The sequence below is a fragment of the Streptomyces sp. ADI95-17 genome (assembly GCF_003846175.1).
Lineage (GTDB): Bacteria > Actinomycetota > Actinomycetes > Streptomycetales > Streptomycetaceae > Streptomyces > Streptomyces sanglieri.
The window spans coordinates 226,804-249,106 of the sequence record NZ_ML123053.1; the positions used below are offsets into that span (position 1 = coordinate 226,804).

The 22,303-nt window shown below is 70.4% G+C and carries 18 protein-coding genes and 3 pseudogenes; 6 read left to right on the forward strand and 15 right to left on the reverse strand.

Annotated features, from left to right (window positions below; translation table 11 throughout):
* Positions 1-46 precede the first annotated feature (46 nt).
* Both EES42_RS40200 and EES42_RS40210 read left to right on the forward strand, forming a co-directional pair.
* Complete coding sequence (locus EES42_RS40200; protein ID WP_124723198.1) at positions 47-580, forward strand: nucleotidyltransferase domain-containing protein; 534 nt, start codon at positions 47-49, stop codon at positions 578-580.
* Between the two features lie 23 nt (positions 581-603).
* Positions 604-1,110, forward strand: a pseudogene (locus EES42_RS40210) (nucleoside hydrolase).
* 34 nt (positions 1,111-1,144) lie between these two features.
* Here the strand turns inward: EES42_RS40210 and EES42_RS45305 are convergent.
* The 4 genes from EES42_RS45305 to EES42_RS40230 all read right to left on the reverse strand — a co-directional run bounded on the left by EES42_RS45305 (position 1,145) and on the right by EES42_RS40230 (position 6,318).
* The gene (locus EES42_RS45305; protein WP_164495511.1) at positions 1,145-1,648 is read right to left on the reverse strand and encodes a response regulator transcription factor; all 504 of its coding nucleotides are present in this window, start codon (positions 1,646-1,648) and stop codon (positions 1,145-1,147) included.
* Between the two features lie 572 nt (positions 1,649-2,220).
* On the reverse strand, positions 2,221-4,356 hold the full coding sequence (locus EES42_RS40220; RefSeq protein ID WP_164495512.1) for a serine/threonine-protein kinase: 2,136 nt from the start codon (positions 4,354-4,356) through the stop codon (positions 2,221-2,223).
* A 109-nt stretch (positions 4,357-4,465) separates the two neighbouring features.
* Positions 4,466-5,113 carry a response regulator transcription factor gene (locus tag EES42_RS40225; RefSeq protein ID WP_124723158.1) on the reverse strand — a complete coding sequence of 216 codons (648 nt, stop codon included), beginning with the start codon at positions 5,111-5,113 and terminating at the stop codon, positions 4,466-4,468.
* Positions 5,098-6,318, reverse strand: coding sequence for a sensor histidine kinase (locus tag EES42_RS40230; RefSeq protein WP_124723159.1), 1,221 nt, complete (start codon positions 6,316-6,318; stop codon positions 5,098-5,100). Before EES42_RS40230 ends, EES42_RS40225 begins: the two co-directional genes overlap by 16 nt.
* Positions 6,319-6,427: 109 nt before the next feature.
* Here EES42_RS40230 and EES42_RS40235 point away from each other — a divergent pair, with 109 nt between their 5' ends.
* From EES42_RS40235 to EES42_RS45835, 3 genes are all read left to right on the forward strand, one after another.
* Entirely contained in the window at positions 6,428-7,195 is a 768-nt protein-coding gene (locus tag EES42_RS40235; protein WP_124723160.1) for an ABC transporter ATP-binding protein, read from the forward strand.
* Positions 7,192-9,579 (forward strand): ABC transporter permease, encoded by a 2,388-nt coding sequence (locus EES42_RS40240; protein WP_241196895.1) that lies wholly within the window; start codon positions 7,192-7,194, stop codon positions 9,577-9,579. The genes EES42_RS40235 and EES42_RS40240 overlap by 4 nt, the downstream gene beginning before the upstream one ends.
* A gap of 250 nt (positions 9,580-9,829) precedes the next feature.
* On the forward strand, positions 9,830-10,258 hold the full coding sequence (locus tag EES42_RS45835) for a DUF1772 domain-containing protein (protein ID WP_331750580.1): 429 nt from the start codon (positions 9,830-9,832) through the stop codon (positions 10,256-10,258).
* Between the two features lie 133 nt (positions 10,259-10,391).
* On the opposite strand, the gene EES42_RS45840 is transcribed toward EES42_RS45835, so the two are convergent.
* The 11 genes and pseudogenes from EES42_RS45840 to EES42_RS40305 all read right to left on the reverse strand — a co-directional run.
* Entirely contained in the window at positions 10,392-11,357 is a 966-nt protein-coding gene (locus tag EES42_RS45840) for a terpene synthase family protein (protein ID WP_124723161.1), read from the reverse strand.
* Positions 11,354-12,730, reverse strand: coding sequence for a cytochrome P450 (locus EES42_RS40260; protein ID WP_164495513.1), 1,377 nt, complete (start codon positions 12,728-12,730; stop codon positions 11,354-11,356). The genes EES42_RS45840 and EES42_RS40260 overlap by 4 nt, the downstream gene beginning before the upstream one ends.
* On the reverse strand, positions 12,727-14,322 hold the full coding sequence (locus EES42_RS40265; RefSeq protein ID WP_164495514.1) for a prenyltransferase/squalene oxidase repeat-containing protein: 1,596 nt from the start codon (positions 14,320-14,322) through the stop codon (positions 12,727-12,729). The genes EES42_RS40260 and EES42_RS40265 overlap by 4 nt, the downstream gene beginning before the upstream one ends.
* A gap of 47 nt (positions 14,323-14,369) precedes the next feature.
* Positions 14,370-15,449 carry a polyprenyl synthetase family protein gene (locus tag EES42_RS40270; RefSeq protein ID WP_124723164.1) on the reverse strand — a complete coding sequence of 360 codons (1,080 nt, stop codon included), beginning with the start codon at positions 15,447-15,449 and terminating at the stop codon, positions 14,370-14,372.
* Between the two features lie 167 nt (positions 15,450-15,616).
* Positions 15,617-16,906 carry a cytochrome P450 family protein gene (locus EES42_RS40275; protein ID WP_124723165.1) on the reverse strand — a complete coding sequence of 430 codons (1,290 nt, stop codon included), beginning with the start codon at positions 16,904-16,906 and terminating at the stop codon, positions 15,617-15,619.
* Positions 16,903-17,454: a GTP-binding protein gene (locus EES42_RS40280; protein ID WP_124723200.1), complete on the reverse strand. Its 552-nt coding sequence runs from the start codon at positions 17,452-17,454 to the stop codon at positions 16,903-16,905. The genes EES42_RS40275 and EES42_RS40280 overlap by 4 nt, the downstream gene beginning before the upstream one ends.
* 40 nt (positions 17,455-17,494) lie before the next feature.
* The gene (locus tag EES42_RS40285) at positions 17,495-17,878 is read right to left on the reverse strand and encodes a DUF742 domain-containing protein (protein WP_124723166.1); all 384 of its coding nucleotides are present in this window, start codon (positions 17,876-17,878) and stop codon (positions 17,495-17,497) included.
* Positions 17,875-18,306, reverse strand: coding sequence for a roadblock/LC7 domain-containing protein (locus EES42_RS40290; RefSeq protein WP_124723167.1), 432 nt, complete (start codon positions 18,304-18,306; stop codon positions 17,875-17,877). Before EES42_RS40290 ends, EES42_RS40285 begins: the two co-directional genes overlap by 4 nt.
* A gap of 2 nt (positions 18,307-18,308) precedes the next feature.
* Positions 18,309-19,712 (reverse strand): ATP-binding protein, encoded by a 1,404-nt coding sequence (locus EES42_RS40295; protein WP_124723168.1) that lies wholly within the window; start codon positions 19,710-19,712, stop codon positions 18,309-18,311.
* 900 nt (positions 19,713-20,612) lie between these two features.
* Positions 20,613-21,074 carry a hypothetical protein gene (locus EES42_RS40300; RefSeq protein WP_124723169.1) on the reverse strand — a complete coding sequence of 154 codons (462 nt, stop codon included), beginning with the start codon at positions 21,072-21,074 and terminating at the stop codon, positions 20,613-20,615.
* 245 nt (positions 21,075-21,319) lie between these two features.
* Positions 21,320-21,580, reverse strand: a pseudogene (locus EES42_RS40305) (STAS domain-containing protein); the annotation flags it as partial.
* A gap of 422 nt (positions 21,581-22,002) precedes the next feature.
* Here EES42_RS40305 and EES42_RS46955 point away from each other — a divergent pair.
* A pseudogene (locus EES42_RS46955) lies at positions 22,003-22,227 on the forward strand (hypothetical protein); the annotation flags it as partial.
* Positions 22,228-22,303 lie beyond the last annotated feature (76 nt).

Consider the following 22,303-nt stretch of genomic DNA (forward strand, 5'->3'; position numbering starts at 1 on the left):
GGGCAGTGGGCAAAGTCGTTGCCCGATAGGCTGGCCGACTGTGGACATGGGACGTGCTGATCAACAACTCCGCCTGATCGCCGAGGCCGTAGAGGTTGCCGGGGCCCTTGAGGTCCCGGTGTGGCTTCGCGGCGGATGGGCCATGGACTTCTTCCTCGGTGAGATCACGCGAGACCATGAGGACATCGACTGGTTCACTTGGGCGGACGATGCCGGGGACCTGGCACGAGGGCTGCTGCGGCACGGCTATGAGCCGGTCCCGGGGTCGCCACCCGACCTGCAGCTCGATTTCCTCAAGAACGGCCTGGAGAGCAGCTTTACGCTCCTGGACCGGGACAGGGCCGGCCGTGTGGTGGTTGCCGGAGGCCCCTGGGCCGGTGCGCCCTGGCCCGAAGGCATGCTCGACGCCGGGCCGGGCCGTATCGGTGGTCTGCAGTGCGCGATCGTCGGTCCGCGGGCCCAGATCGAGATCAAGCGAATGACGCCTGTCTGGGATCCTTCCCGGCCTCGGCGGACCAAGGACACCGAGGACATCGCCCGTCTGGAGGCGGCCCTCCGCGCACAGGGCGAAACGGCCTGAGCGAGGGCTTGGGCATCGTCGTGATGGGCGGCGTATTCCAGGGGCAGACCAATCTCGCGAGGATGCCCGGCGAGTACAACTTCTGGGTCGACGCCCCCGCGGCACGCGCCGTACTGCGGTCCGGGGCGCCGCTGCGCTTCGTCGGACTCGACGTCACGCTGCAGGTGCGCCTCACCCGGTAGCACGCTGCCGAAATGCTCTCCGGAGGCGGACGCTTCGGCCGGTACGCGGGGGAGAGGACGCCGGGGTGGATCGACACGACGGCCAAGCGGTACCCGGGGGATCCCGAAGCGGCCCGGTCCTGCGCGATGCACGATCCGCTCGCGGCCGCGGCCGTCAGCCGGCCGGACCTGCTCACCTGGGCTCCCGCGCATGTCGACGTCATCACCTCCGACGCGGTGGGACGTGGTGTGGCGGTCGCGGACCTGCTCACCTCGGAGGGGGCTCCCGCGGCGAACGCACAGATCGCGACGGCGGTGGACATCGACGCGTTCCTCGACCACCTCCTGGAACGCATCCGATCGATCTGACCCCGAACGCAGGCGCGGGGGCGGCCCTCGGTGTTCAGAGGGCGGTCCGGAGCTCGCGCGACTCCCGATGTGAGGGGCAGGGTGTCGACAAGAGCCCGCTCAGCCGGGCGCGGTGCACGGTGGAGAGCCGGTCGCGGGTGCCGAGCTTGCGGTAGATGCGCTCGATGTGTTTGTTGACGGTGCGAGCGGTGATGCCGAGCCGCCGGCCGATCGCGGTGGCGGTGAGGGCGTCCGCGAGGAGCAGGAGCACCGTCGTCTCACGGGGAGTCAGCCCGTACGGCGCGGCGTCCGCCGGCACGGGCGCGCGGCAGTCGTGACAGCCCGACGACACGTCAGCGGCACCGGCGCGCCACTGGCTGAGCAGGACCCGCTGCCGGTCCACCGCCACCAGGAGCGGCTGCACCTCGACGCCATAGGAGAGGGCCGCCGGGCCGAAGACCGCGTCCGGCCGGAACAGTATGTAGCCGCGTACGGGTGAGTGGACGCCAGGCAGTGGGATACCGAAGGCGAAGCGCCCTCCAGGGGTGAAGCGGCGCACATCACGCAGGTGCTGGAGACGGCCCAGCGCATCCGCCTGCCGAGGGGCGGAGTCTCCCGTCGAGGCGTAGTGCTCGGCGAACGGGCGGCCGATCCTGAGAGCCGGCGGGCCTGCGGATGGTCGAAGACGGATCGCGTTGCCGGTGCCGTGACGATGGACATCGCGCCTTCGTCCGGCTGCCAGTCGCCCTCCTTGCACACGGCGGCTTCCGCGTCGCAGGCCCGCAGCAGCTCCGCCAGGACGAGGGTGTGCAACGCGTCGGGATCGCGTTCGTGCATGATCTGGACAGCCAGGTCCCGCATCCTGCGCAACTGCGCCGCCGTGCCGGTCATCGTCTCGCTCCCTGCCCGCCTCGAACCGCTTCACCGCCGGATCCTGCTTCTCCGCCGCAGGTGCGCACCCGCTCGCCGGCCTGCACAGTGGGGGCGCCATTGCCATTGTCGGCGGGCGCGGGACGGGCCGGCACGGATACGGAGGCACTTGACGGGATGGCACGGGGTCCTGGTGGCACTCCGGGATCCGCGTCCGGTACACGGACCCGGAGGCCTGGAGGGCGGCGAAGGCGCGGCGGGTCAGGGATCGATGCGGAACGAGTACAGACCGAGAGCGGTGAAGTACGCGTTGCGGCCGCTGATGTGGATCTCCGAGGAGATCCGGGCTTCGTCCTCGCTCCACGGCATGGCGGACGGATCCCTCAGTGGCACCTCCCAACGCGGCTTTCCCGTACGGGAGTCGAGAGCCAGGAGTTTGCTCGGATGGGACCTGCCCGCGTAGACGGTGTCCCCGACGACGGCGACTCCCTCGGTGCCCGCACCGATCTCGCACCGCCAGTGCTGCTTGCCCGTCCTCGCGTCCAGGGCGTAGAGAAACCGGTCCTGACAGTGGACGTAGACGGCGTTCCCCCGCACCTGGACGTCATTGATGCTGCCCCCGAGCCGGCGCTTCCAGCGCTGCCGGCCCGACACGGTTTCCAGGGCGTGCACCCAGTGCTCCTCAGTGCCCAGGCAGACCGTGCCGCCGTGGACGGCGGGCGAGCCGGAGGTCGTGTCTCCAGTGCCGGAGAACTTCCACCGTGGCCTGCCCGTGGAGGCGTCCACGGCGTGCAGCACGCCCTTGTTGGTCATGGCGAAAACGGTGCCTGCCGCGACGGGGGTCCGGCCCGTGGGCATGCCTTCCCCCGTCTGGAAACGCCAGCGGTGACGGCCGGTTCTGGGGTCGAAGCCGTACAGGTAGCCGTCCGTGGCGCGGGCGTAGACGAGTTTGTCGCCCGCCGCCACCGAGACCCCTCCGAGACTGGGCAGCGGTACGGACCAGCGGCGCTTGCCGTTGGCGACATCGACCGCGTGGAGCTTGCCCTCCGAACTCGCCGCGAAGACCGTGCCACCGAGGACCGCGGGTTGGTCGGCCACGGAGCTCTCCGCGGTGTAGGCCCACCGCTGGCTGCCGGTGGCCGCGTCGACCGCGTACAGGCTGTTGTTCTTGTGACTCCCGAGATAGAGCGTGCCACCCGCCATCGTGGCGTTGCCCATCTCGCTCCCCGGTGCGAAGCGCCAGTTCTGCCGGGGGTCCGGTTCCTCCTCCTGGAAGACTCCGGCCAAGGTGTAGGCCCCGGCTCCGGTCGCCGACAACGCCGCGAGGCCGAGCAGCAGCTTTCGGCGGGGCAGCCGCCGGCGACCGGAGTCCGCCGGCGGAGAAAAGCCCTGAAGGCGGGGCGGGTCCGGCCGAGGACTCCGCTGCGACGACGGTTGCGGTTGCGGTGGTGACACCGGCGGGGCGGGCCGTGCCGCGGTACGGGTCCGGGCGCCGTGCAGCGGTACGGCGGCCGGGTCCACCACCGTCGGCTCGTATCTGACCTGCTCGGCGGCCTCCCTGGTCCGGCGGGAGATCTCCGCGGCGAGCGCGGGCGGCGGCCAGGGCGGCGCACCGCCGGGCAGACCGGCCAGCACGGTCTCGATCGTGGCCGGTGTGGGGCGTTCGGCGGGGTCCCGGGCCAGACAAGCGCGCAGCAGGTCGGCCACGGGCGGATCGATGCCCGTCAGGTCCGGTTCCTCGGACAGGACCCGGACATCGACGGCCGCCGGATGGCCTGTGCCGTACGGCGACTGCCCCGACGCCGCGAACGCCAGCACCGCGCCGAGCGCGAACACGTCGGAACGGGCGTCGAACCGGCCGTGCTGCAGATACTCCGGAGCGATGTATCCGGACGTGCCGATGACACCGGTCCGGGTCAGCCGGGTGTCCTCACGGGCGCGGGCGATCCCGAAGTCGATGATCACCGGGCCGCTGTCACCCAGCATCACGTTGGACGGCTTGAGGTCACGGTGCACCAGCCCGGACACATGGATCCGCCGCAGGGCCGCCGCCAGGAGAAGACCGAGCCGGCGCACCTCCAGCGGCCCGTACGCACGGACGGCCTCACTCAGTGAAGGGCCGGGAACGTACTCGGTGGCCAGCCATGGCGGATTCTCGTCCACCCCGTCGGACAGCACCGCCGCGATTCCGGCGCCGGAGACCCGTGCCGAGGCCCGCGCCTCGTGGGCGAACCTGCGCCGGAACTGCCGGTCCTCGGCGTACTCGGGGCGGATCACCTTCACGGCCGCGAGACCGTGGGCGCTCCCCGTTCCGCCGACGCCGAGATACACCAAACCCATGCCGCCGCCGCCGAGCCTGCGCAGCACTGTGTACGGACCGATGTGTTGTGGATCCATACGCCCGGTCATCACCGACCCGCCCCCCCCATGCGTCACAGATGACTCTATGTCACCCCGCTTCATGCCCACCAGGTTTCCCCGCAGCCGGGCGACGGGAGACGGGTGGTCAGGTTCGTAGGTAGGTGAGCACGGCGAGTACTCGGCGGTGTCCGTCGGTGGTGGTGGGGAGGTCGAGCTTGCTGAAGATGTTGCCGATGTGTTTGTTCACCGCGGCGGGGCTGATGAACAGTTGGGTGGCGATGGTGCTGTTGGCGTGCCCTTGAGCGATCAGACCGAGGACTTCGTGTTCGCGGGGGCTGAGTGCTTCGAGAGGGTCTTTCCGTATCCGGACGAGCTGCTGGATGACTTCGGGGTCCACGACGGTGCCGCCGTTGGCGATCTGGTCGATCGCGGTGGTGAAGTCGGTCACCGCGGCTATGCGTTCCTTGAGGAGGTAGCCGACCGCGGTCCCGCCGCCGGAGTCGAGGAGGCCCAGGGCGTAGGAGCGTTCCACGTACTGGCTGAGCACGAGTACGGGCAGTCCGGGGAATTCCTCGCGGAGTTGCACGGCGGCTCTGAGTCCGTCGTCGCTGCGGGTCGGTGGCATCCGGACGTCGGTGATGATCAGGTCGGGCTGTTCGGCACGTGTGGCTGTGATCAGGGAGTCGGAGTCGCCGACCGCGGCGATGATGTCGTGTCCGACGCGTTGGAGCAGCCCGATCAGGCCTTCGCGCAGCAGTACGGCGTCTTCTGCCACGATCAGGCGTAGTGACATGGAACCTCCACGTGCAGCAGGGTGGGACCTCCGGCCGGGCTCGATACCCGTATACGGCCGTCGAGCGCCCGGACCCGGTCGGCCAGCCCGGTCATGCCGGTGCCGGCTTCGGTGTCCACGCCGCCGTGGCCGTCGTCGGTGATGTCGAAGATCAGCAGGTCGGCATGGTATCTGCCGCGGACCTCTGCCGTCGCGGCGCCGCTGTGCCTGGCGATGTTCGTCATTGCCTCGTTGAGGAGGTAGTACATGGTCGTTTCGATTTTTCTGGGCAGCTTCTCGGGTAGCCGGAGGTCGACGGTGACGGGGATCGGGAACCGGGCGGCGTAGTCCTCGATCGCGGCGACGAGTCCGTGGTCGGCCAGTACCGGCGGGTTGAGTCCCCGGATCAGGGCCCGCAGTTCCTGGTGGGCGGCGGAGAGCTGGCTCTGTGCCTGGGTGAGCAGTTCGGACCGGGGGGAGTCCGGCGGGGTGTCCAGGTGGAGCATCGCGAGGGTCATTCCCAGGGACACGAGCCGTTGTTGTGCTCCGTCGTGCAGGTCGCGTTCGATGCGTGCGCGTTCCGCGTCGAACGAGTCGAGCAGGCGGACCTGCGAGGCACGTATCTCGCGCAGCTCTTCGCCGAGTTCCCGGTCCCGTGGGGCCAGGAAGGTGCGTGCCATCGCGGCCCGTGCTCCGGCCCATGAGGTGACTGTGTACGGAGACGCGAGCAGCACGATCGCGCTGAAGACCGCCCAGGGCCAGGTTTCGCCGTCCAGCGAGCTGAGGAAGACGGCGGGCAGCGCGAAGGTGAAGCCCAGCACGATCAGGTCCAGCCACCACAGTGCGGCCGTCGAGACCAGGGTGAACAGCAACTCTCTCCAGGTCACCGGTTCTTTGAGCCGGCCTGCGACCCATGCCCTGATTCCGCGGGTGTCCGGGCGGCGGTGCGGGTCCGGGAGCCGGTCGAGGTCGACCAGTCGCAGGCGGTGGCGTTCGACCGTGGCCACTGCGCTGGAGGCCAGAACGAGGCCCACCAGGGGGGCGATCCCGATCAGCACCACCAGCAGTACGATCCCCGCTGCCAGGCAGGCTGCGAGGATCGTCACCGCTGCCGTGCCGAACAGGACGCCGCTGATCAGGTAGGCCAGGGACCTCCACGGCCAGCTCGAAGTCAGGAAGCTCATGGGGCGCTGAGCCATCGCCTGCCAGGCCGTTGTGGGACGCATGCGGTCACCGTAGCCCGGGAGTTCGGGCGGCCGCGGTAGTGCCTGCACTACCCCGGAAGTAGCGGGCGGGTCAGTGCCCGGCCCTCGCCCCGCGCGGTGGGATCGGGGCATGACGACAACGACACGAACCCTCGTGCAGGACGCGGTCGAACTCCACGGCGTACGTAAGGTCCACGGCACCGGTGACCACGCGGTGACCGCGCTGGACAGCATCTCCGTCGGCTTTCCCCGCGGCACGTTCACCGCGATCATGGGCCCCTCGGGCTCGGGGAAGTCCACCCTGCTGCAGTGCGCGGCCGGACTGGATCATCCGACCGACGGCCGGATCGTTCTCGCGGGAGTCGACATCGGCCGGCAGAACGAGAAGCAGCGCACCGAGCTGCGCCGCAAGCACATCGGTTTCGTCTTCCAGGCCTTCAACCTCGTCGAGTCGCTGACCGCGGCCCAGAACGTGGAACTGCCCTCCCGGTTCGCCGGCCGCAGGGCCGGGCCCGGCCAGGTCGCGGAAGCGCTCGCCTCGGTCGGTCTGGCCGACCGCGCGAACCACCGGCCCAGCCGGCTCTCCGGCGGCCAGCAGCAGCGCGTGGCCCTGGCCCGGGCCCTGGTCACCCGCCCCGACGTCCTGTTCGCGGACGAGCCCACCGGCGCCCTGGACACCGGCACCTCCCGCCAGGTGCTGCGCATGATGCGGATGCTGGTCGACCAGGAGGGCCAGACCACCTTGATGGTCACCCACGACCCCGTGGCGGCTTCCGCGGCCGATGTCGTCGTCTTCATCAAGGACGGCCGGATCGCCGGCCGGATCCCGCTGGACAAGGACCCGCAGAGCGACAACGCCGCCGTGATCGCCGCTCACATGGCCCGGCTGGAGGCATGATGCTGATCATCGCGAACGTACGCGAACGCTGGTCCGGTTTCCTCGGCGCCTTCCTCGCCGTCCTGGTCGGCGTGGCCCTCATCACCACCACCCTGGTCATCCACGACTCCTCCCGCCCCGCCACCCAGCCCCGCTACGCCGGTGCCGCCGCTCTGGTCCTGCCCGGACAGGCTCTCGACAGGGACGGCAGCCCCGAGGACCGGATCCCGTGGAGCCCGGCCGAGGCCGCACCGATCCGCGCCGCACTGGAAGCGGTCCCCGAGGTCGCCGCCGTCGTGGTGGACCGCTCCTTCTACGCCCAGGCCTTCCGCGGTGACAGACCCGTCACCGACGAGGGCGCCGCGGAAGCCGGCCACGGCTGGGACAGCGCCAGGACGGCGCCCTACCGGTTGGTCTCCGGCCGGGCCCCGAGCGGGGACCGGGAGGTTGTCGTCGACCGCGCCCTGGGCGTGGCAGCGGGCAGCGGACTGACCGTCAACATCACCCGGGGCCGCACCGAGTTCACCGTCGTCGGCACCGTCGACGGCCCCGGCTACTACTTCAGCGAGGCATTCGCCGCCAGGCAGCAGCCCGGCGTGGGCGTCTGCGCACTGATCGCGGACAAGGGAGCGTCCGGCGCCGCGATCGTCTCCGGCGCACAGCGGGCCCTCGGCGGCAAGGGCACGGTCCTCTCCGGTGACGCCCGCTCCGCACTCCAGCCCCAGTACATCGACCACAAGCGCGACCTCGGCGTCCAGCTCATCGGCGCCATGGCCGTCCTCGGCCTGTTCACCACGGTCTTCGTCGTCGCTTCCATGCTGGCCCTGTCGACCGGCATGCGCCGCCGGGAGATCGGCCTGCTGCGCACCATCGGCGCCGCACCCGGCCAGATCCGCCGCATGATCCTCGGCGAGGCCGCCGTGGTCGGCCTGCTCGGCTCGGCCGTGGGCTGCCTGGCCGGTGTCGCCGCCGCCCCGCTGCTGCGCGACATCCTCAAGGGGCTGGACGTCACCCCGCCGGGCATGGAGGTCACCGTGGCGGCCTGGCCGCTGCTCACCGCGTCCGCGGTCGGTGTCGGTGTCAGCGTCACCGGTGCCTGGGCCGCGGGCCGCAAGGCCGCGAAGGTCGCCCCGATCGAGGCCCTGCTCGACAGCCGCCCCGCGAACAACGGCATGGGGCGGGGCCGTTGGATCGCCGCGCTGTCCGTTCTCGGCCTGGGCGCCGTCCTTGCCCTTGCGACCGCGACCACCGGCGCCGACAGCCGTATCACCATGGCGCTCTTCGCGACCATGACACTCATCGTCGCGGCCGCCCTGCTGGCCCCCGCCCTCGCCGGCCCGGCCGGCCGCCTTCTGACCGCCCCCTTCCGCAAGCGCGGTTCGGCCGCCGCCGTCCTGATCCGCGGCGAACTCACCGCCAACTCCCGCCGCGCCGCTTCCCTGGCGGCCCCCGTGATCGCCGCGGTCGGCTTCGCGGTCCTGCTCAGCGGGGTGGTGGAGACGATGCGGGTGGCCTATCCGGCGGGCGAGGCCCTGAAGGTCGCCGGGCAGACGATCGTCACCCCCGACGGCACTCCCGGCAACACCGACGAGGTCGTCGCCGCGAACCCGGTCGGCAAGGCTGCCCTGCCGACGCGCGCCTTCGTCGGTGAGCAGCGGACCGTCCTGGACGTGCTGGGCACCCGTGATGCCCGGTGGAGCCGGCCGGGCGAGGCCGTTCTGGGCCGGCGCACCGCGTCCGGACTGGGCCTGAAGCAGGGCCAGAGCGTCCCGGTCCGGTTCGCCGACGGCGCGAGCGTCCGCCTGAAGGTCGGCAGGGTCCTGCCCGACGACCCGGCCCGCGGTGACTTCGTGGTCGCCCGTGACCTGGTCCGGGCCCACGACCCGGCCGCGCTCACCGACGACATCTTCGTCCCGGCGGGCAGCAGGGCCTCCGTCGCGGTCCCGGGCACCGCCCGGCACGACGCCCTGCGGTACGCCCTCGACGACTACAACACCGACGCCAGGCTTACCGACGGCCTGGCCGCCATGCTCATCGTCATCGCGGTCGGCTACAGCGTGATCGCCGTCGCCAACAGCATGGCCATGGCAGCCCACGGCCGCCGCCGTGACTACGCGGTGATGAAGTCCGCCGGCGGCACCGTCCGCCAGCTCCTCGCGGTGGCCGCAGGTGAGACCGCCCTGCTGGTGGTCGTCGGAGCCGGCCTCGGTGTCCTGGTGACGCTGCCCCCGCTGGCGGGAATGGCCTCCGGTCTCTCCCAGGCCACCTCGTCGGCCGTCAGCCTGCACCTGAACGGCGCAGCCATCACCACGGCGATCACCGGCACCCTGGCCGCGGCAGTCCTGGCGGGGGTGATGGTCACCGGGAAGACACTGAGGAAGTCCGCCCAGCCATCACGCCGGTGAGAGAGCCCGCCTGCGCAGGCCGTCCGCGTATGCCTGCCTGCGACCCCGACGGCCGGCCCGCGGCCCGTGGCCCGCTGTGCCGCGGCCTTGCCGGTCGCCGCCGTCGACGAGTGGCTGCAACCGGCACGGCTGCTCCCCGCTGTCCGCGGAGTGATCCAGCAGCGGCGCTCGATGCCGGCCTTGGTCGTGCGGACGTCCTCCAGGACCCCGCCGTTGCGCTCGATGCTGCGAGCGGAGCCGGACCCCGTTCATGGGCGCGGTCCCTCTCCTCGGTCTCGCCGTCGTGCTGGCCTGGCGCGGCCACGGCCGCTCCGCACCGCCCTGGCTGATCGCCGCACTGGTCCTGTACCTGGTGGCCTTCATGGTCACCAGCGGCGTCAACGTACCCCTCAACGACCAGCTCGCGCGCGCCGGCGATCCCGCGCATGCCGGGCAACTGGCGGCAATCCGCGCGGACTTCGAGAACAAATGGGTCCTGTGGAACGTCGTCCGCGCGCTCCTGCCTGGCCTGGGCGCTGTACGTGTACGGAGCGCATCAGCCGCACGAGAGCAGGCACACCGGTGCATCCGCGCGGATTCCTGCTCCGGCGTTCCGCTCCGGTCACCCCCCGGTCGCACAGCACCCGCAGGAAACCCGGCCCCACTACGCCCCGCTCGTTTCCCCCGCACCTGGCCCTGACGACGGTGCCCAGGCCTAGCACCTGGCCGGCAGTCGGCTCCCGCCCCGGCCGCCGGGCCGCCGCCCCGCCCCGGCCGGCCGGCCAGGACGGACGACGGCCACGGCGGCCCGGCGGCTCCCCGGGACGCGGGGGCTATCGCCCGTAGCGGGCGTGCCCTATGTGCCATACGTAGGAGGCTGCGACGGCCTCCATGGCGTGAGCGTGATCCGTGAGCGGGTTCTTGCCTCCGGCGGTGAGTTCGGTGATCCGAAGGCGTGCGGCGGAGGCCTGGTCCTCACACATGCGGGAGGCCACCCGGAACGCCTCTTCGAGGCCGTACCCGTGGTGGCGGACCAGCAGTGTCGGCAGGCTCAGAGGATCCGGGCCGCCGCGTTCCGTCTCCTTCGCGTACGAGGCGAGGTCGTTGATCCACCCGGCGAGGTCGGCAACGGCCTGTTCCAGTTCCCGTACGGCCGGCGAGGCCCGCTGGTCCTCGGTGAGTTCGTACCCGAGCATGATTTCCGCGGCTGCCATGACGGTACGGACGAAGACCGTGTGCGGGCGCATCGCACGGTAGTCGCCCAGGGTGACCTGGCCGGGTTCGCCGAGGTGGTGGGCCTCCCACAGGATGCCGAAGAGGCTGTCCCGCAGGTGCGCGGTGAGCCGTAGGTACTGCGTGGGCGTGGCCCGTTCCCGGAACCGTTGCAGGAGGTCCTGCAGGGCGGCGGTGCAGGGGTCGTCACCGGCCGCCGGCCCGTCGTGGCCGGCCAGCAGTTGGACACAACGGCCGGTGCGGCGGACCAGACGGGCGGTGTCACGGCCGCCTTCGGCCTCGCCGTGCACGTCGTCGAACGCGGTGAGCCACACGAAGAGGCCGGCACAGAGGACCACGCCGTCCCGGTCCGCCGTGGGCAGGACACGGGCCACCCCCTGGGCCGTGATGTTGCAGAGGGCCTTCGCCGCGCCCGGTGAACCGGTCAGGGGGAAGGTCCGCAGCCAGTGGGCGGTCTGCTCCTCGACGGCGTCGGCATACGGGCTGGTGGCGAACGGGCCGGGGAAGGAGCCCCGGAGGTCGGGCATCGGCAGGGTACGCGGGTCCGGCCCGCGGGTGCGGCTCATGCGGCTTTCCCCGCAACGGCCCGCCTGGTCTCGGCGACCATACGGGGGTCCGACGGGTGCACGGTGAGCAGCCCGACCGGTTCTACGGCGGCGCCGGGAACGGGCCGCAGCCGCCAGCGGGACGCGATGAACGCCGTGATGACGACCGACTCCGTCCACGCGAACGCGTCGCCGATGCACATGCGTTTTCCCGACCCGAAGGGGATGAAGGCTCCCCGCGGCGGCTGGGGGCGCTCCGGCAGCCAGCGGTCGGGGTCGAAGCGCAGCGGGTCGGGATACAGGTCCGGGTCCCGGTGCAGTGCGTAGGGACTCCACAGCACCTGTTCCCCGGCCGGCAGGGTGACCTGTCCGAGGCGCACGGGCTTGGTGGCCTGCCGGGTCACCAGCCAGCCGGCGTGGTGCAGGCGCAGGGTCTCACTGACCAGTCTGCGGGTGAAGGCGAGCCGGGGGACGTGCTCGGCGGTGATCGGGCCCTGCGCGACCACGGAGTCGACCTCCTCGTGCAGCCGGCGCTCCAGCTCGGGGTGGCGGCCCAGTTCGTGGAACAGCCAGGCCAGCATGACTCCGGTCGTCTCGGATCCCGCGGCCAGCAGCCCGATGATCTCCGACAGGATCTCGTTGTCGGGCAGGGGCGCACCGCTCTCGTCCCGGGCCTCCAGGAGCAGCGTCACGAGGTCGTTGTGGGCGCCGGGGTCCGCCCGGCGCTCGGCGATGATGTCCGCCACCTCGCTGCGCAGCAGGCTGCGGGCGGCCTTGAGCCGCCGGTTGCTGCGGGTGGGCAGCCGTTCCAGTGAGGACACGGGCACCATGGTGCGCCAGATGGCCGCGGTGAAGACCGTGTCGACGGCGTCGAGGATCGCGCGTGCCCGCTCCTGTTCCGCGCGGAAGGAGCACAGCACCGCCATGGCCACGTCCTGGGCCATGAGCCCCATCTCGGTCTTCAGGTCGAGGACTTCCCCCTCGCTCCAGCGCGCGATGGACGGCGCCACCGTTTCCCGCATCGTGTCGACGTACCCGCTGATCTGTTCGCGGTGGAAGGCGGGCTGGAGCAGGCGGCGCCGGCGCAGGTGGGGCTCGCCCTCCGCGACCGGCAGGGCCGACTGGCCGAAGAGCTTGAGCTTCTCGCCCAGCAGCCCCTTGGAGAAGGAGTTGGACTTGCTGGTGAGCATCTCGTGGATCAGCTCGTAGGAGTTGACCACGGTCACCTTCTTGGGACCGACCGACATGCGGACGACCGGCCCGTAGGTGCGCAGGCGTTCGACGAACTCCAGGCGGTTCTTGAGCAGGGGGACGGCGTGCCCGACGAGCGGCAGCCGTCCCGGAGCGGCCGGCGGAAGGTCCAGCTCTGCAGTCACCTCTGTGTCGGCACTCACGCGTGGGTCCTTTCCGTGTCGGCTTCTGTGCATGCGGCTGCGCGGCGTGCCCGCAGCATCTCCTGTGCGGCGAGCACCTCCGCATCGATCACCGCGGCGGGCGCGTACAGGGTCTTGTCGTGCCACAGCGCGGGGTGCCGGCGATCGGGGTGCGAGACGGTGTGCAGATACGTTTCAGCGAGGTCCAGGGCCCGGGTGTGCTGCGGTGTGGGCTCGCCGGCGCTCAGCAGGACTTTGACGGCGTACGCGGTCTCCTCGGCGGTGCCGCCCCACACGCCCCAGGAGCCGTCGGCGCGCTGAGTACCGGTGGTCCACTCCGCGGCCTTCCGGACGGCCCGGGAGGCGTGGTCGCCGCCGTACTGTGCGAGCGCGGTGACGCTTCGCGCGGTGGCGTAGTAGGGGGAGGCGTGCCACTTGTCGGTCCAGTGCCCTTCGGGCCGCTGCTGGTCGGCCAGCCAGTCGCTCAGCTTCGCCGCCCGGGGGCCGTGGGTGTGCTGCGCCGCCGGGCTGCGGCGCAGGTGGCTCACGAGGGCCTGGAGGGCGTGGGCGTTCGCGGTGACCGACCCGGTGTCCTCGCCGATGTAGCAGTCGTAGTGGCTGCCGTTGTGGAACAGGTCCAGTGGCGCCGGGCCGTGGGGCAGGCCGACGAGCGAGGCGACCAGCACCGCCATGGCGGTGTCGTCGGCATCGGTCATGAGGCCGGGCGCACCGCGCACACCCCGGGGATCGTAGATGTCCTCGGCCCACTCACGGACAGTGGCAAGAGCGGCGGCGGGCAGGTGGGCGCGTGCCAGCGCGGCGGCGACCCACAGCCGTTCGACCACGCGCAGGGGCGCGGCCTCGGGGAAGAGACCGTCGTAGCGCCCCGCCACCGCGGAGAGGTCGGCGACGGCCTGAGCGGTGGTGTCGGGTGACCGTGCTGCCCGCGCCGCGGTGGCGGCCGGCGAACTGCCCAGCAGGCCTTCGGCGTCGGGGACGAGAGAGGGCGGTATGCAGCCGGCTATGCCTTCGAACGTGTGGTGGTACTTGACGGGCAGGCTGCCCGCCGACTCGTACCGCCCGGCCACGCGAGCCGGTGCCGAACCGTGAAAGCCGCCCGGGACCGGGAGCCGGGGGCCGCCGGAGCCCGGCATGTCCCGGCCGTCGGCGGCCGGCGAGTCCAGTTTCTCGTTGATTTCGGCCACCAGGCCGGGCACGAGTATTTCCGCCGCTGCGGTGTCCGGCCACGGGCCCGCCGGGGGCAGCGACCGCAACGCGCCGAGGCCCCTGTCCACCGCGGCCGTGAGCCGGCCGGTGACCTCCGCGGACGCGGCGCCCCTGTGCAGGACCGCCAGTGCGGCCTCCACCGCGCTGAGTGTCGGCAGGAGCCGGTAGTGCGGCGGTCCGTCCCCCCAACTGCCGTCGGGCGCCTGCTGTTCCAGCAGGTACGCGATCCGCCGCGGCTCCCCGGGCAGCCACGGCGCCGCCGACAGGACACGGGCCGTCTCGTACAGGGAGGGGCCGACGCTTCCCCACTGGTCCTGGTCGGCCCTGGCCACCAGGTCGGCGGCCCGTTCGTCGTAGGGTGCGCCGACGGGGTTGCTGATGCTCATGGCGCGGCTTCCTCCTCGGGGGTCTGAAGTCGGTGTGCGGCGGGGCCTCATGACTGCCTGGCCGTTGCGTCCAGGGCGAGGCGGCGCAGAGCGGCGGTGGCACTTGCCGGGAAGGGAGCGTCGTCCAGGGCGGCGAGGGCGGCCGCCCGCCGCGCGGTGATCATTTCCTCCACGCTCTGCCGGGCGCCGGTGGATTCCAGGACCGTGCGGACCGCAGCGGCGTGCTCCTCGTCGAGGTCGCTCCGGCCGACGAGCTCGCGCAGTGTCCTCAGCTCGGCCGCGGAGGCCCGCTGGACCGCGAGCGCCATCAGGACGGTGGCCTTTCCCTCACGGAGGTCGTCCAGTACGGATTTGCCCGTCCTGGCGGGATCACCGAAGACCCCGAGCAGGTCGTCCCGCAGCTGAAACGCTTCGCCCAGCGGTATGCCGAAGGCGGTACAGGCATCGAGTACGGGCGGGGCCGCTCCGGCCACCGCCGCCCCTATGTGCAAAGGGCGCTCTATGGTGTATTTGGCCGTCTTGTACCGGATGACGTGCAGGGCCGTATCCACATCGCCGGAAACACGGCCGGTGCTCTGCAGGTCCAGGAGCTGGCCGTACATGACCTCGCTCCGCATCTCGGCCACCAGAGGCAGCACCTGTGCCAGCCGTTCCGGGCCGAGGCCCGCCGTACGAAGGAGCTCATCGGACCACACCAGGGCCAGGTCTCCGAGAAGGACGGCCGCGCCCAGGCCGTGCGCCCGGGCCCTGCTGTCCGGGCCGCCGCCGTCGGTGTACGCGGTGGCCAGGGCACGGTGGGCCGACGGCCGGCCGCGGCGGACATCGCTGTCATCCATCACATCGTCGTGCACCAGGGCGAACACCTGGAACAGTTCGAGACTGGCGGCGGCACGAACGGCACCGGCCATGTCGCCGGTCGCTCCGGCGGCCTGCCATCCGTACAGGCACAGCAGGGACCGCAGCCGTTTACCGCCGGTCAGGAGTCCGCGCAGGGTGGTGGTCAGGTGGAGCAGCTCGATTCCTGGCGCCGTACGTTCCTTGGCGTCCAGGAATCCGGTCAGAGCCGCGCCCACCTTCTGTCGTAGGGAGGCGAGATCGGGCAGTGCTGTGGGAAGGGCTTGTGTCACCTGCGGTTGACCCTCTTTCGTTCGGGAACCGTCGTCGCGGTTCCGTTCTTGCAGAGGACGGGGCCGACGGACCCGCACCTCCTCCCTGGGGGGCTGTCGCGGTGGTGCCGCCCGGTTCCCGGACAACACCACCGCGACGCGACGAACGACGGCAGGTGATACGGCTTCTACGCCGGGGTACCGCCTGCTGCCGGGGAGAACGGGTCCCGCTCGGGGCGGGAGGGGCTGCGGCTCCAGGGGGTCGCCCCGTCGGCGTCGGGAGCCAGCGGGGTGAACCGGGCCGGGAGCGCGGTGAGCGTCCGGTGGACAGCCCCGGGACGGTAGGTCAGCCTGCCGGCGGGAACGGCCAGTTCGATGTCCGGCAGGTAGGTCAGCAGCCTCTCGATGGCGGCGGTGGCGATCAGCGTGGCGACGTCACGGGCGGGACAGGCATGCGGCCCCGCGGCGAAGGCCAGGTGCGCCTTGTTCCCGGAGCGGTAGCCGTCCGTCGGAACGCCCGAATGGGGGCAGGTGTTGGCAGCGGCGTACGACACCATGACGGGCGAGCCCGCGGGGATGCGGACACCGTGGAAGGTCACGTCCTTCTTCGGGAAGTGGACGCTGAAGTTGGCCAGCGGAGCGTCGTGCCACAGCGCGTCGTCGATGGCGTGCTGGATGGGCAGACTCCCGGTGGTCAACGTACCGAAATAGCGGTCGTCGCTGAGCATGCGCACGAGCGCGTTGGCGATGAGGTTGCCCAGCGGCTCGTTCCCGGCCCCGAGCGTGATGAGGATCTGGTTGACAGCCTCCTCCTGGCTCAGCCCATTGGGATGATCGATGAACCAGGAGGTCAGATCGTGGCCGCGCTGCGCCGCCTTGGTCCTGTAGAGCGTTTCGAGGTAGGCACCGAACGACTGCCCGCCCACCTCCTGCATCTTCGGATCACTGTCCATCATCGCCCCCAGCGCCCACACGAGCCGCCGGCCCTCCTCGTCCGGCATACCGAACAGAGCGTTGAAGACCATCAGGGGCAGCTGCTGCGCATACTGGCCGACGAGGTCGACCGTCCCGGTGTCGGCGAATTCCTGGAGCAGCGTGTCGGCGAAGCGGAACGTCAGGGTGCGCACATCATGCGGATCCAGGAGACCGAAGCTGTCCGTGATCACACGCCGCAGATGCGCGTGCGCCTCGCCGTCGGCGAAGAACAGACTCGGCCGCCACTCCACCAGAGGCCGGATCGGGCTGTCCTCCGGCACCTGCGGCAGCCAGCCCCGGGTGTCCTTGGTCCACGTATCGGCGTCCTGGAGGAGATCGAGGGCGGCCCGGTAGTCGGTGACGATGCTGACCACGACACCGGGGGCCACCTCGGCCACGCCGACCGGCCCCTGCCGGCGCAGCAGTTCATAACTGCGCTGCGGGTTCGCGGCGTGTTCGGCCCCGTGCAGGGAAACGGGCGCTTCGGCTGGTATGAGCGTCACGAGGCTTTGACTCCGGCAACGGATATGGAATGGGCGGTCAGTTGGGCAAGCGCGTTCAGGCCGCTGTTCTTCTCCCGTGCATCACAGGTGACCAGCGGAGTCTCCGGGGCTAGGTCGAGCTTCGAACGGATGAGCGCCAAGTCGTACTTGGGTGAGTCGGGGAAGACATTGACAGCGACGGCGTACGGCAAACCGCGCTCCTCAATGAGTTCCATCACCTCCCAGGAGTCCTTGAGCCGCCGGGTGTCGACCAGGATGAGGGCGCCGAGCGCCCCGAACGCGATGCCTTCCCACAACGGAAGGAACCGGCGCTGACCCGGAGTCCCGTACAGATAAAGAACGATCTTGTCGCCCGGCAGCGTCAGCCGGCCGAAGTCGATGGCGACCGTCGTGGTGGTTTTGTCGCGCAGCACATCGTGACTGAGGTCATCGGTGGCTACCGCCGCGTTCGTCATGACCTCGTCGGTGTGCAGTGTCGGAATCTGCGACAGCGACTTGACCACGGTCGTCTTGCCGATGCCGAGCGGACCGGCAACGAGGATCTTGATCCTCCGGTGCTCGCCCTCGGGCAGGTAGACGGGAGACGGGCTAGGCGGCAAGGAGAGCGTGGAGTCCACTCAGAACCTCTTCCAGGACTTCTTTCGACGGTCGGCCATCGTTCGACGCACGGAGGGCATCCGGGAGCGGAACGGTGGCTTTTAACTGACCATCACTGACAAGTTGTTCGGCGAGCACCAGAGTCACACTGACCGGGAGACCGAGATAGCCGGCCAGTTCGACGACACTGAGAGAACCGTCGGTCAGCAGCTCGATCACACGCTGGTGCACCGCCGTGTGATACCTGGCCAGGGGCAGACCGCTGGCACGCAGGGCGGCCAGCGAATCGAGAGTGCCCGAGAGACCGGTACCGGGGCTGGTTCCCGTCGCGAGGTACGCCGGCAGCAGCCGCCGCTGTTCCTGGCCGCGACTCATGACACCCCGTCATTGGTGCGGGCCGGAACGGACATTATCTGCTCACCGAGCTTCATCGCCTGGCGGGCCATCGTCGCCGCGACCACCCCCATGGGCATGTCCTGATCACCCGCCGCCGCGATCAGGGTGTTGGTTCCCTCGCCGACCGGCATGACCATGTACGTACCCCGGTCGTTGTGCGAGGTGACGGTCGTCAGCGGAGTACTGGGAGGAGCCCCCAGAACCGCGTTGGTGGCGGCGCGGGAGGCGGAGTGCAGCGCGGCGGTCATCGCACCGATACCGTCCGCCTCGTCCTTGGTGAGATTCTCGGAAGTGGCCTGGACCATCCCGTCGAGAGTCATGGTCAGAGCGTGCCGGACACCACGGATCTCCGTGATGGGCTTCAGGACCCAGGCGGACGGGCCGGTCTCTTCATAGGCTTCAGACATGATCACAGTGTGTGCTCCGAATCGGTGACGGACCGGCCGTCGGTGAGGCCACTTTGGAAATCGCTCCAGATGGCACCGGTGCTCTCCGGATCCAACGGGCGGGGCGCTGCGGCGGCGGCTTCGTCCTGGGCGGCCGTCGCCGAGAAACGGCGGCGACGCTGCGGCAGTTCCGCCGCGGCGGACGGCGCCGGCGAGTGCGCCGGCGCATCGGCGGCAGCAGGACGCTTGTGGGCCTGCGGCGCCACAGCGGGCTGAGGAGCCATGACCGACGGAGGCGTGACGTTCTCGTCGATCGAGGTCAGCAGGTTCTCGGGAACGGACACCACAGCGCGCACCCCGCCATAGGGAGAGGAAGTGTCGATGGACACATGAAGGCCGTAGTCGGCGACGAGACGGCCGATCGCGGCGAAACCCATGGACGGCGGATCACCGAGCTCAAGGAGCAGCACCTCCTGCTGCTCACCCGAGATCAGACTCCGCCCGCGCGCGAGCGCCTCGGCGGTCATGCCCTTGCCGGCGTCGTCGATCGTGATGCACACACTGCCGTTGCCCGTCTGGACCAGGCCGACGTCCACCATGAGGTCGTCACGGGAGTGCTCCAGCGCGTTGGCCATCAACTCGGCGCACACCACAGCTACGGGCTCGGCCGCACGTCCGACCACACCGATGTTGGAAAGGCCCAGCCGGGAAACGATGTTGATACGGTCGAAACCACGCAGCCGGGAGGAGGCGCCACTGACGACCTCACTCACGTAGGTGTCCTTGCGGACGTGCCCGGGCCAGCCTCCGCACACGATGGCGGACCTCTGCGTGAGGCGCAGGTTCTGCTCATTGATGTGGTCGGACTCGAGCAGGCTCTGCGTCAGACGGGGCGGCGCACTGAACTCGTGCTGCAGACCCACAATATTCGTCTGCAACCGGTAGGAAAGAGCCTGGGACTCCTGAGTCGCGCCGCGCAGGGCAGCGCGGGCAGCGGCGTCGATGCGGCGCCTCTCCTTGAGGACGATGCGGGAAACCGCTTCGGGCACGGCATCGAGAAGCCGCGCGGCCTCCGACCCGGCGAGATGGTTGTGCAACAGCCCGGGGACGGGATGATGAGAGCTGATCAGGTGCAGCGCGAGAGCGGGAAGCCGATCGGAGACGAGATGACGCACCTCGCCGAGAAGCTCCGCCTCGCGGATACCGAGTTCCTTCGCACGGGACTCTGCGTCCTGCCTGTTCTGCACCTCGGTCCGGGCACGGCCCTCAGCAGCCTGCGCACGGGAATCGGCGGCCTGCGCCTCCGCGTTCCACACTCTGCCCTGTCGCACGTGTATACGGCGCGAGCGTGCCAGGAGCAGCGCCCAGACTGCCAGGAGAAGAGACAAGACGCCAAGGGCAACGGCGATTTTTGAGGACAAGGTCACGGAGGGTGGTCCTAGGGGTCGATCGAGCCTTCGAAGAACAGCGCAGCGGTTCACTGCCCCGCAGGGGAGTGAGCGCGGACTCCGGAGAACTGGCGGACAAGAAAAACAAGGTGGCAAGTGAACAGCGCGTGGACCGCCCGTGCGGCGAACGAGCGCCATCGCGGACGAACGACTGCCGGGCCGGGGCGAGATCGGCTGAGCCGTCCGGCCCACTCGGAGCTCCATCGCCGCGATCCCCACGGGCAACGACGGCTGTCCGGCCGGCCCTTCCGCAACTCCCGCCCCCGAAACGGTCGCAGGGCGAAGCCTGCTGAACGCGGACGAACAGGTTCATCAGAGCTCCGTTGAGGACTGCGAACGTCGGCTACATCGGGTGCTTCCGCCGTCGCACGCAGTCGACTCGCGGCCTTGCCACTACCTAAAACGGGGTCAGCTTACTGGAGTTGATCTGTACACGCGCCCCTGGTAGGCCCGCACAGTTCCGATCCGGACGATCTTCGCCCGCCGGGCTCTCACCGATCGCCCGCAGCGCGGACAAGGGCACCCTCCGACAGTCCGCCCACCGCCCCCTCCGGCAGTGGGTTACGGCCGGCGGCCGGTGTCGCCCGGTCGGCGGATTGATGGCTTTTCCTGCATTCTGGTGTGGAGCGTCGGCCGCTGACAGCGGACACCGGCGAGCAACTGCCCTTCTCGCAGCGTGCGGTGGAGGAAACCGGCTGGACAGCGCCAGGCCCCGCACCGAACCACGCCGCCGGCCGAACACCACAAGGCCCGGAGCCGGGAAACCACCCCGCTCCGGGCCCTTGCACCCGTCAGCACACCGGACAAGCCTCGCCCGGCTCATCCAGAACCCCGAAGAGACACCCGCATCGCCTTCAGCGGCAGCCCGAACAGCGCCGGTCAGTCCGCGAGCTTGCCCTTGAACACGTGGCTGGCGTAATCCATGGAGACCCGGTACTTGGTGCCGGGAATGACATCCGTCGCGAGGACCCGCCACTTGCCCACATCACTCTTGGCGAAGCTCTTGTACTTGGTGCACTCCTTGCCGCCGCCGGTCGGGTGGAAACAGACACGGACACGCAGCGGGTTGGCACTGCCCCACTGCGTGATCTTGAGGTTGATGTCCCCACAGATCTTGGGGCGGGCGGTGTAGTACGGCCCGAAGCTGTGCTCGGCCTCGTCCGTCCCCATGTTGAACGTCTCGCTCGTCGCACTCCCGTAGCAGGTCACGGCCGCACCCGACGCCGCACCCGAGCGCTCGGGAACCGATGCCGCGGCGCTCACCGAAGCACTGCTCATCGCGCCGGTGACCAGGGCCAGTCCGCCCGTCAGCACGGCGATCCGGCGAGTGATCTCATGCATGGTGTGATCCCCCCTGTCGTGTTCTGCCCCTCCCCGCTGGAGAGACAATGCGAGTCTCCTGGACACCACTTGGGCGGGGTACCTCACACCTCATAGGGTCCGAACAGGGAGAATCCGGCCCGATGCCGTGCTCCACCAGGAGACCGCCGAGCGCCCTCCCGCTCCCCACTCACTGCGAAAAGGCCGCAGAACCCCGCTGGAACGCGCAGGAGTGGGGTCCTCCTGCGCGCGTTCGCGAGCCGGGATCAGTGACCGCCGGCGAGTTCGCCGGTGAGTCTGCCGTGGAGGTCGGCACTCGGGTCGTTCAGGCCGATGATCTCCACGTCCTTGCCACGCTGGGCGTACTTCGTCCCGACGGCGTCCAGCGCGGCGGCGGAGGAGGCGTCCCAGACGTGGGCGGCGGACAGGTCGATGACGACCTTGTCGGGGTCGCCTGTGTAGTCGAACCGGCCGACGAGGTCGTTGGAGGAGGCGAAGAACAGCTCGCCGGTGACGGAGTAGACGACGCCGGCGATGACCGAGAACGAGATCGCTCGGGAATCAGCGCGAGCGCGACCACCAGGCCGGCGAGCACCTCGGTGCGCCAGACCTTCGGTCGGTCAGCCAGTCGGGGCGCAGGCCGCGCAGCCGCGAAGCGTGGGACAGAGCAGGAGAAGGCAAGGGAGCAGGTACCTGTCGTATCTCGGGCACCCCCCTTGGCGGGCCGGGGCGTGCGGGAACGGCGCGGGCGGGCCGGGAGCGGCGCCCCGCGGGCGGCCCGCGGCGGCGGGCCGGAAGTCTTCGGCGAGGTCAACGGCCGGGGCAGGCCGACGCGTTGGCTCGTTTCAGGGGAGAGGTCTCACGGCGGGCAGGCAGCGGCACCGGGCACCACGGTCACGCGCACGCTCTCTCCTGCGAGAATCAGGTCTGCGGTGGGGGCGTCTTCGGCCGCGTCAGCACCTTCGAGCAGGCCGCCGCCGAACGCGTCGCCGATCTGCGCAAACAGCTGGGACGCGCCGAGGAATTCGCCGCCACCCTGCGCGCCCGCCTGGACCAGCGTGAAGGCCACCTACCATCTCACCGCGAACCCCGCCGAGGCCGAAGCCCTGTCCCGGATGCTCGACACCCGCAACACCTGACCCCACACGGCGGCACCGGGAACCCCGCCCTGTAGACGGCCGGAGTACCCGTCGATCCCGTCCGCACCCCCGACTCGCCGCGGAGTACTCGATCTTGTTGGCGGGGTGAGC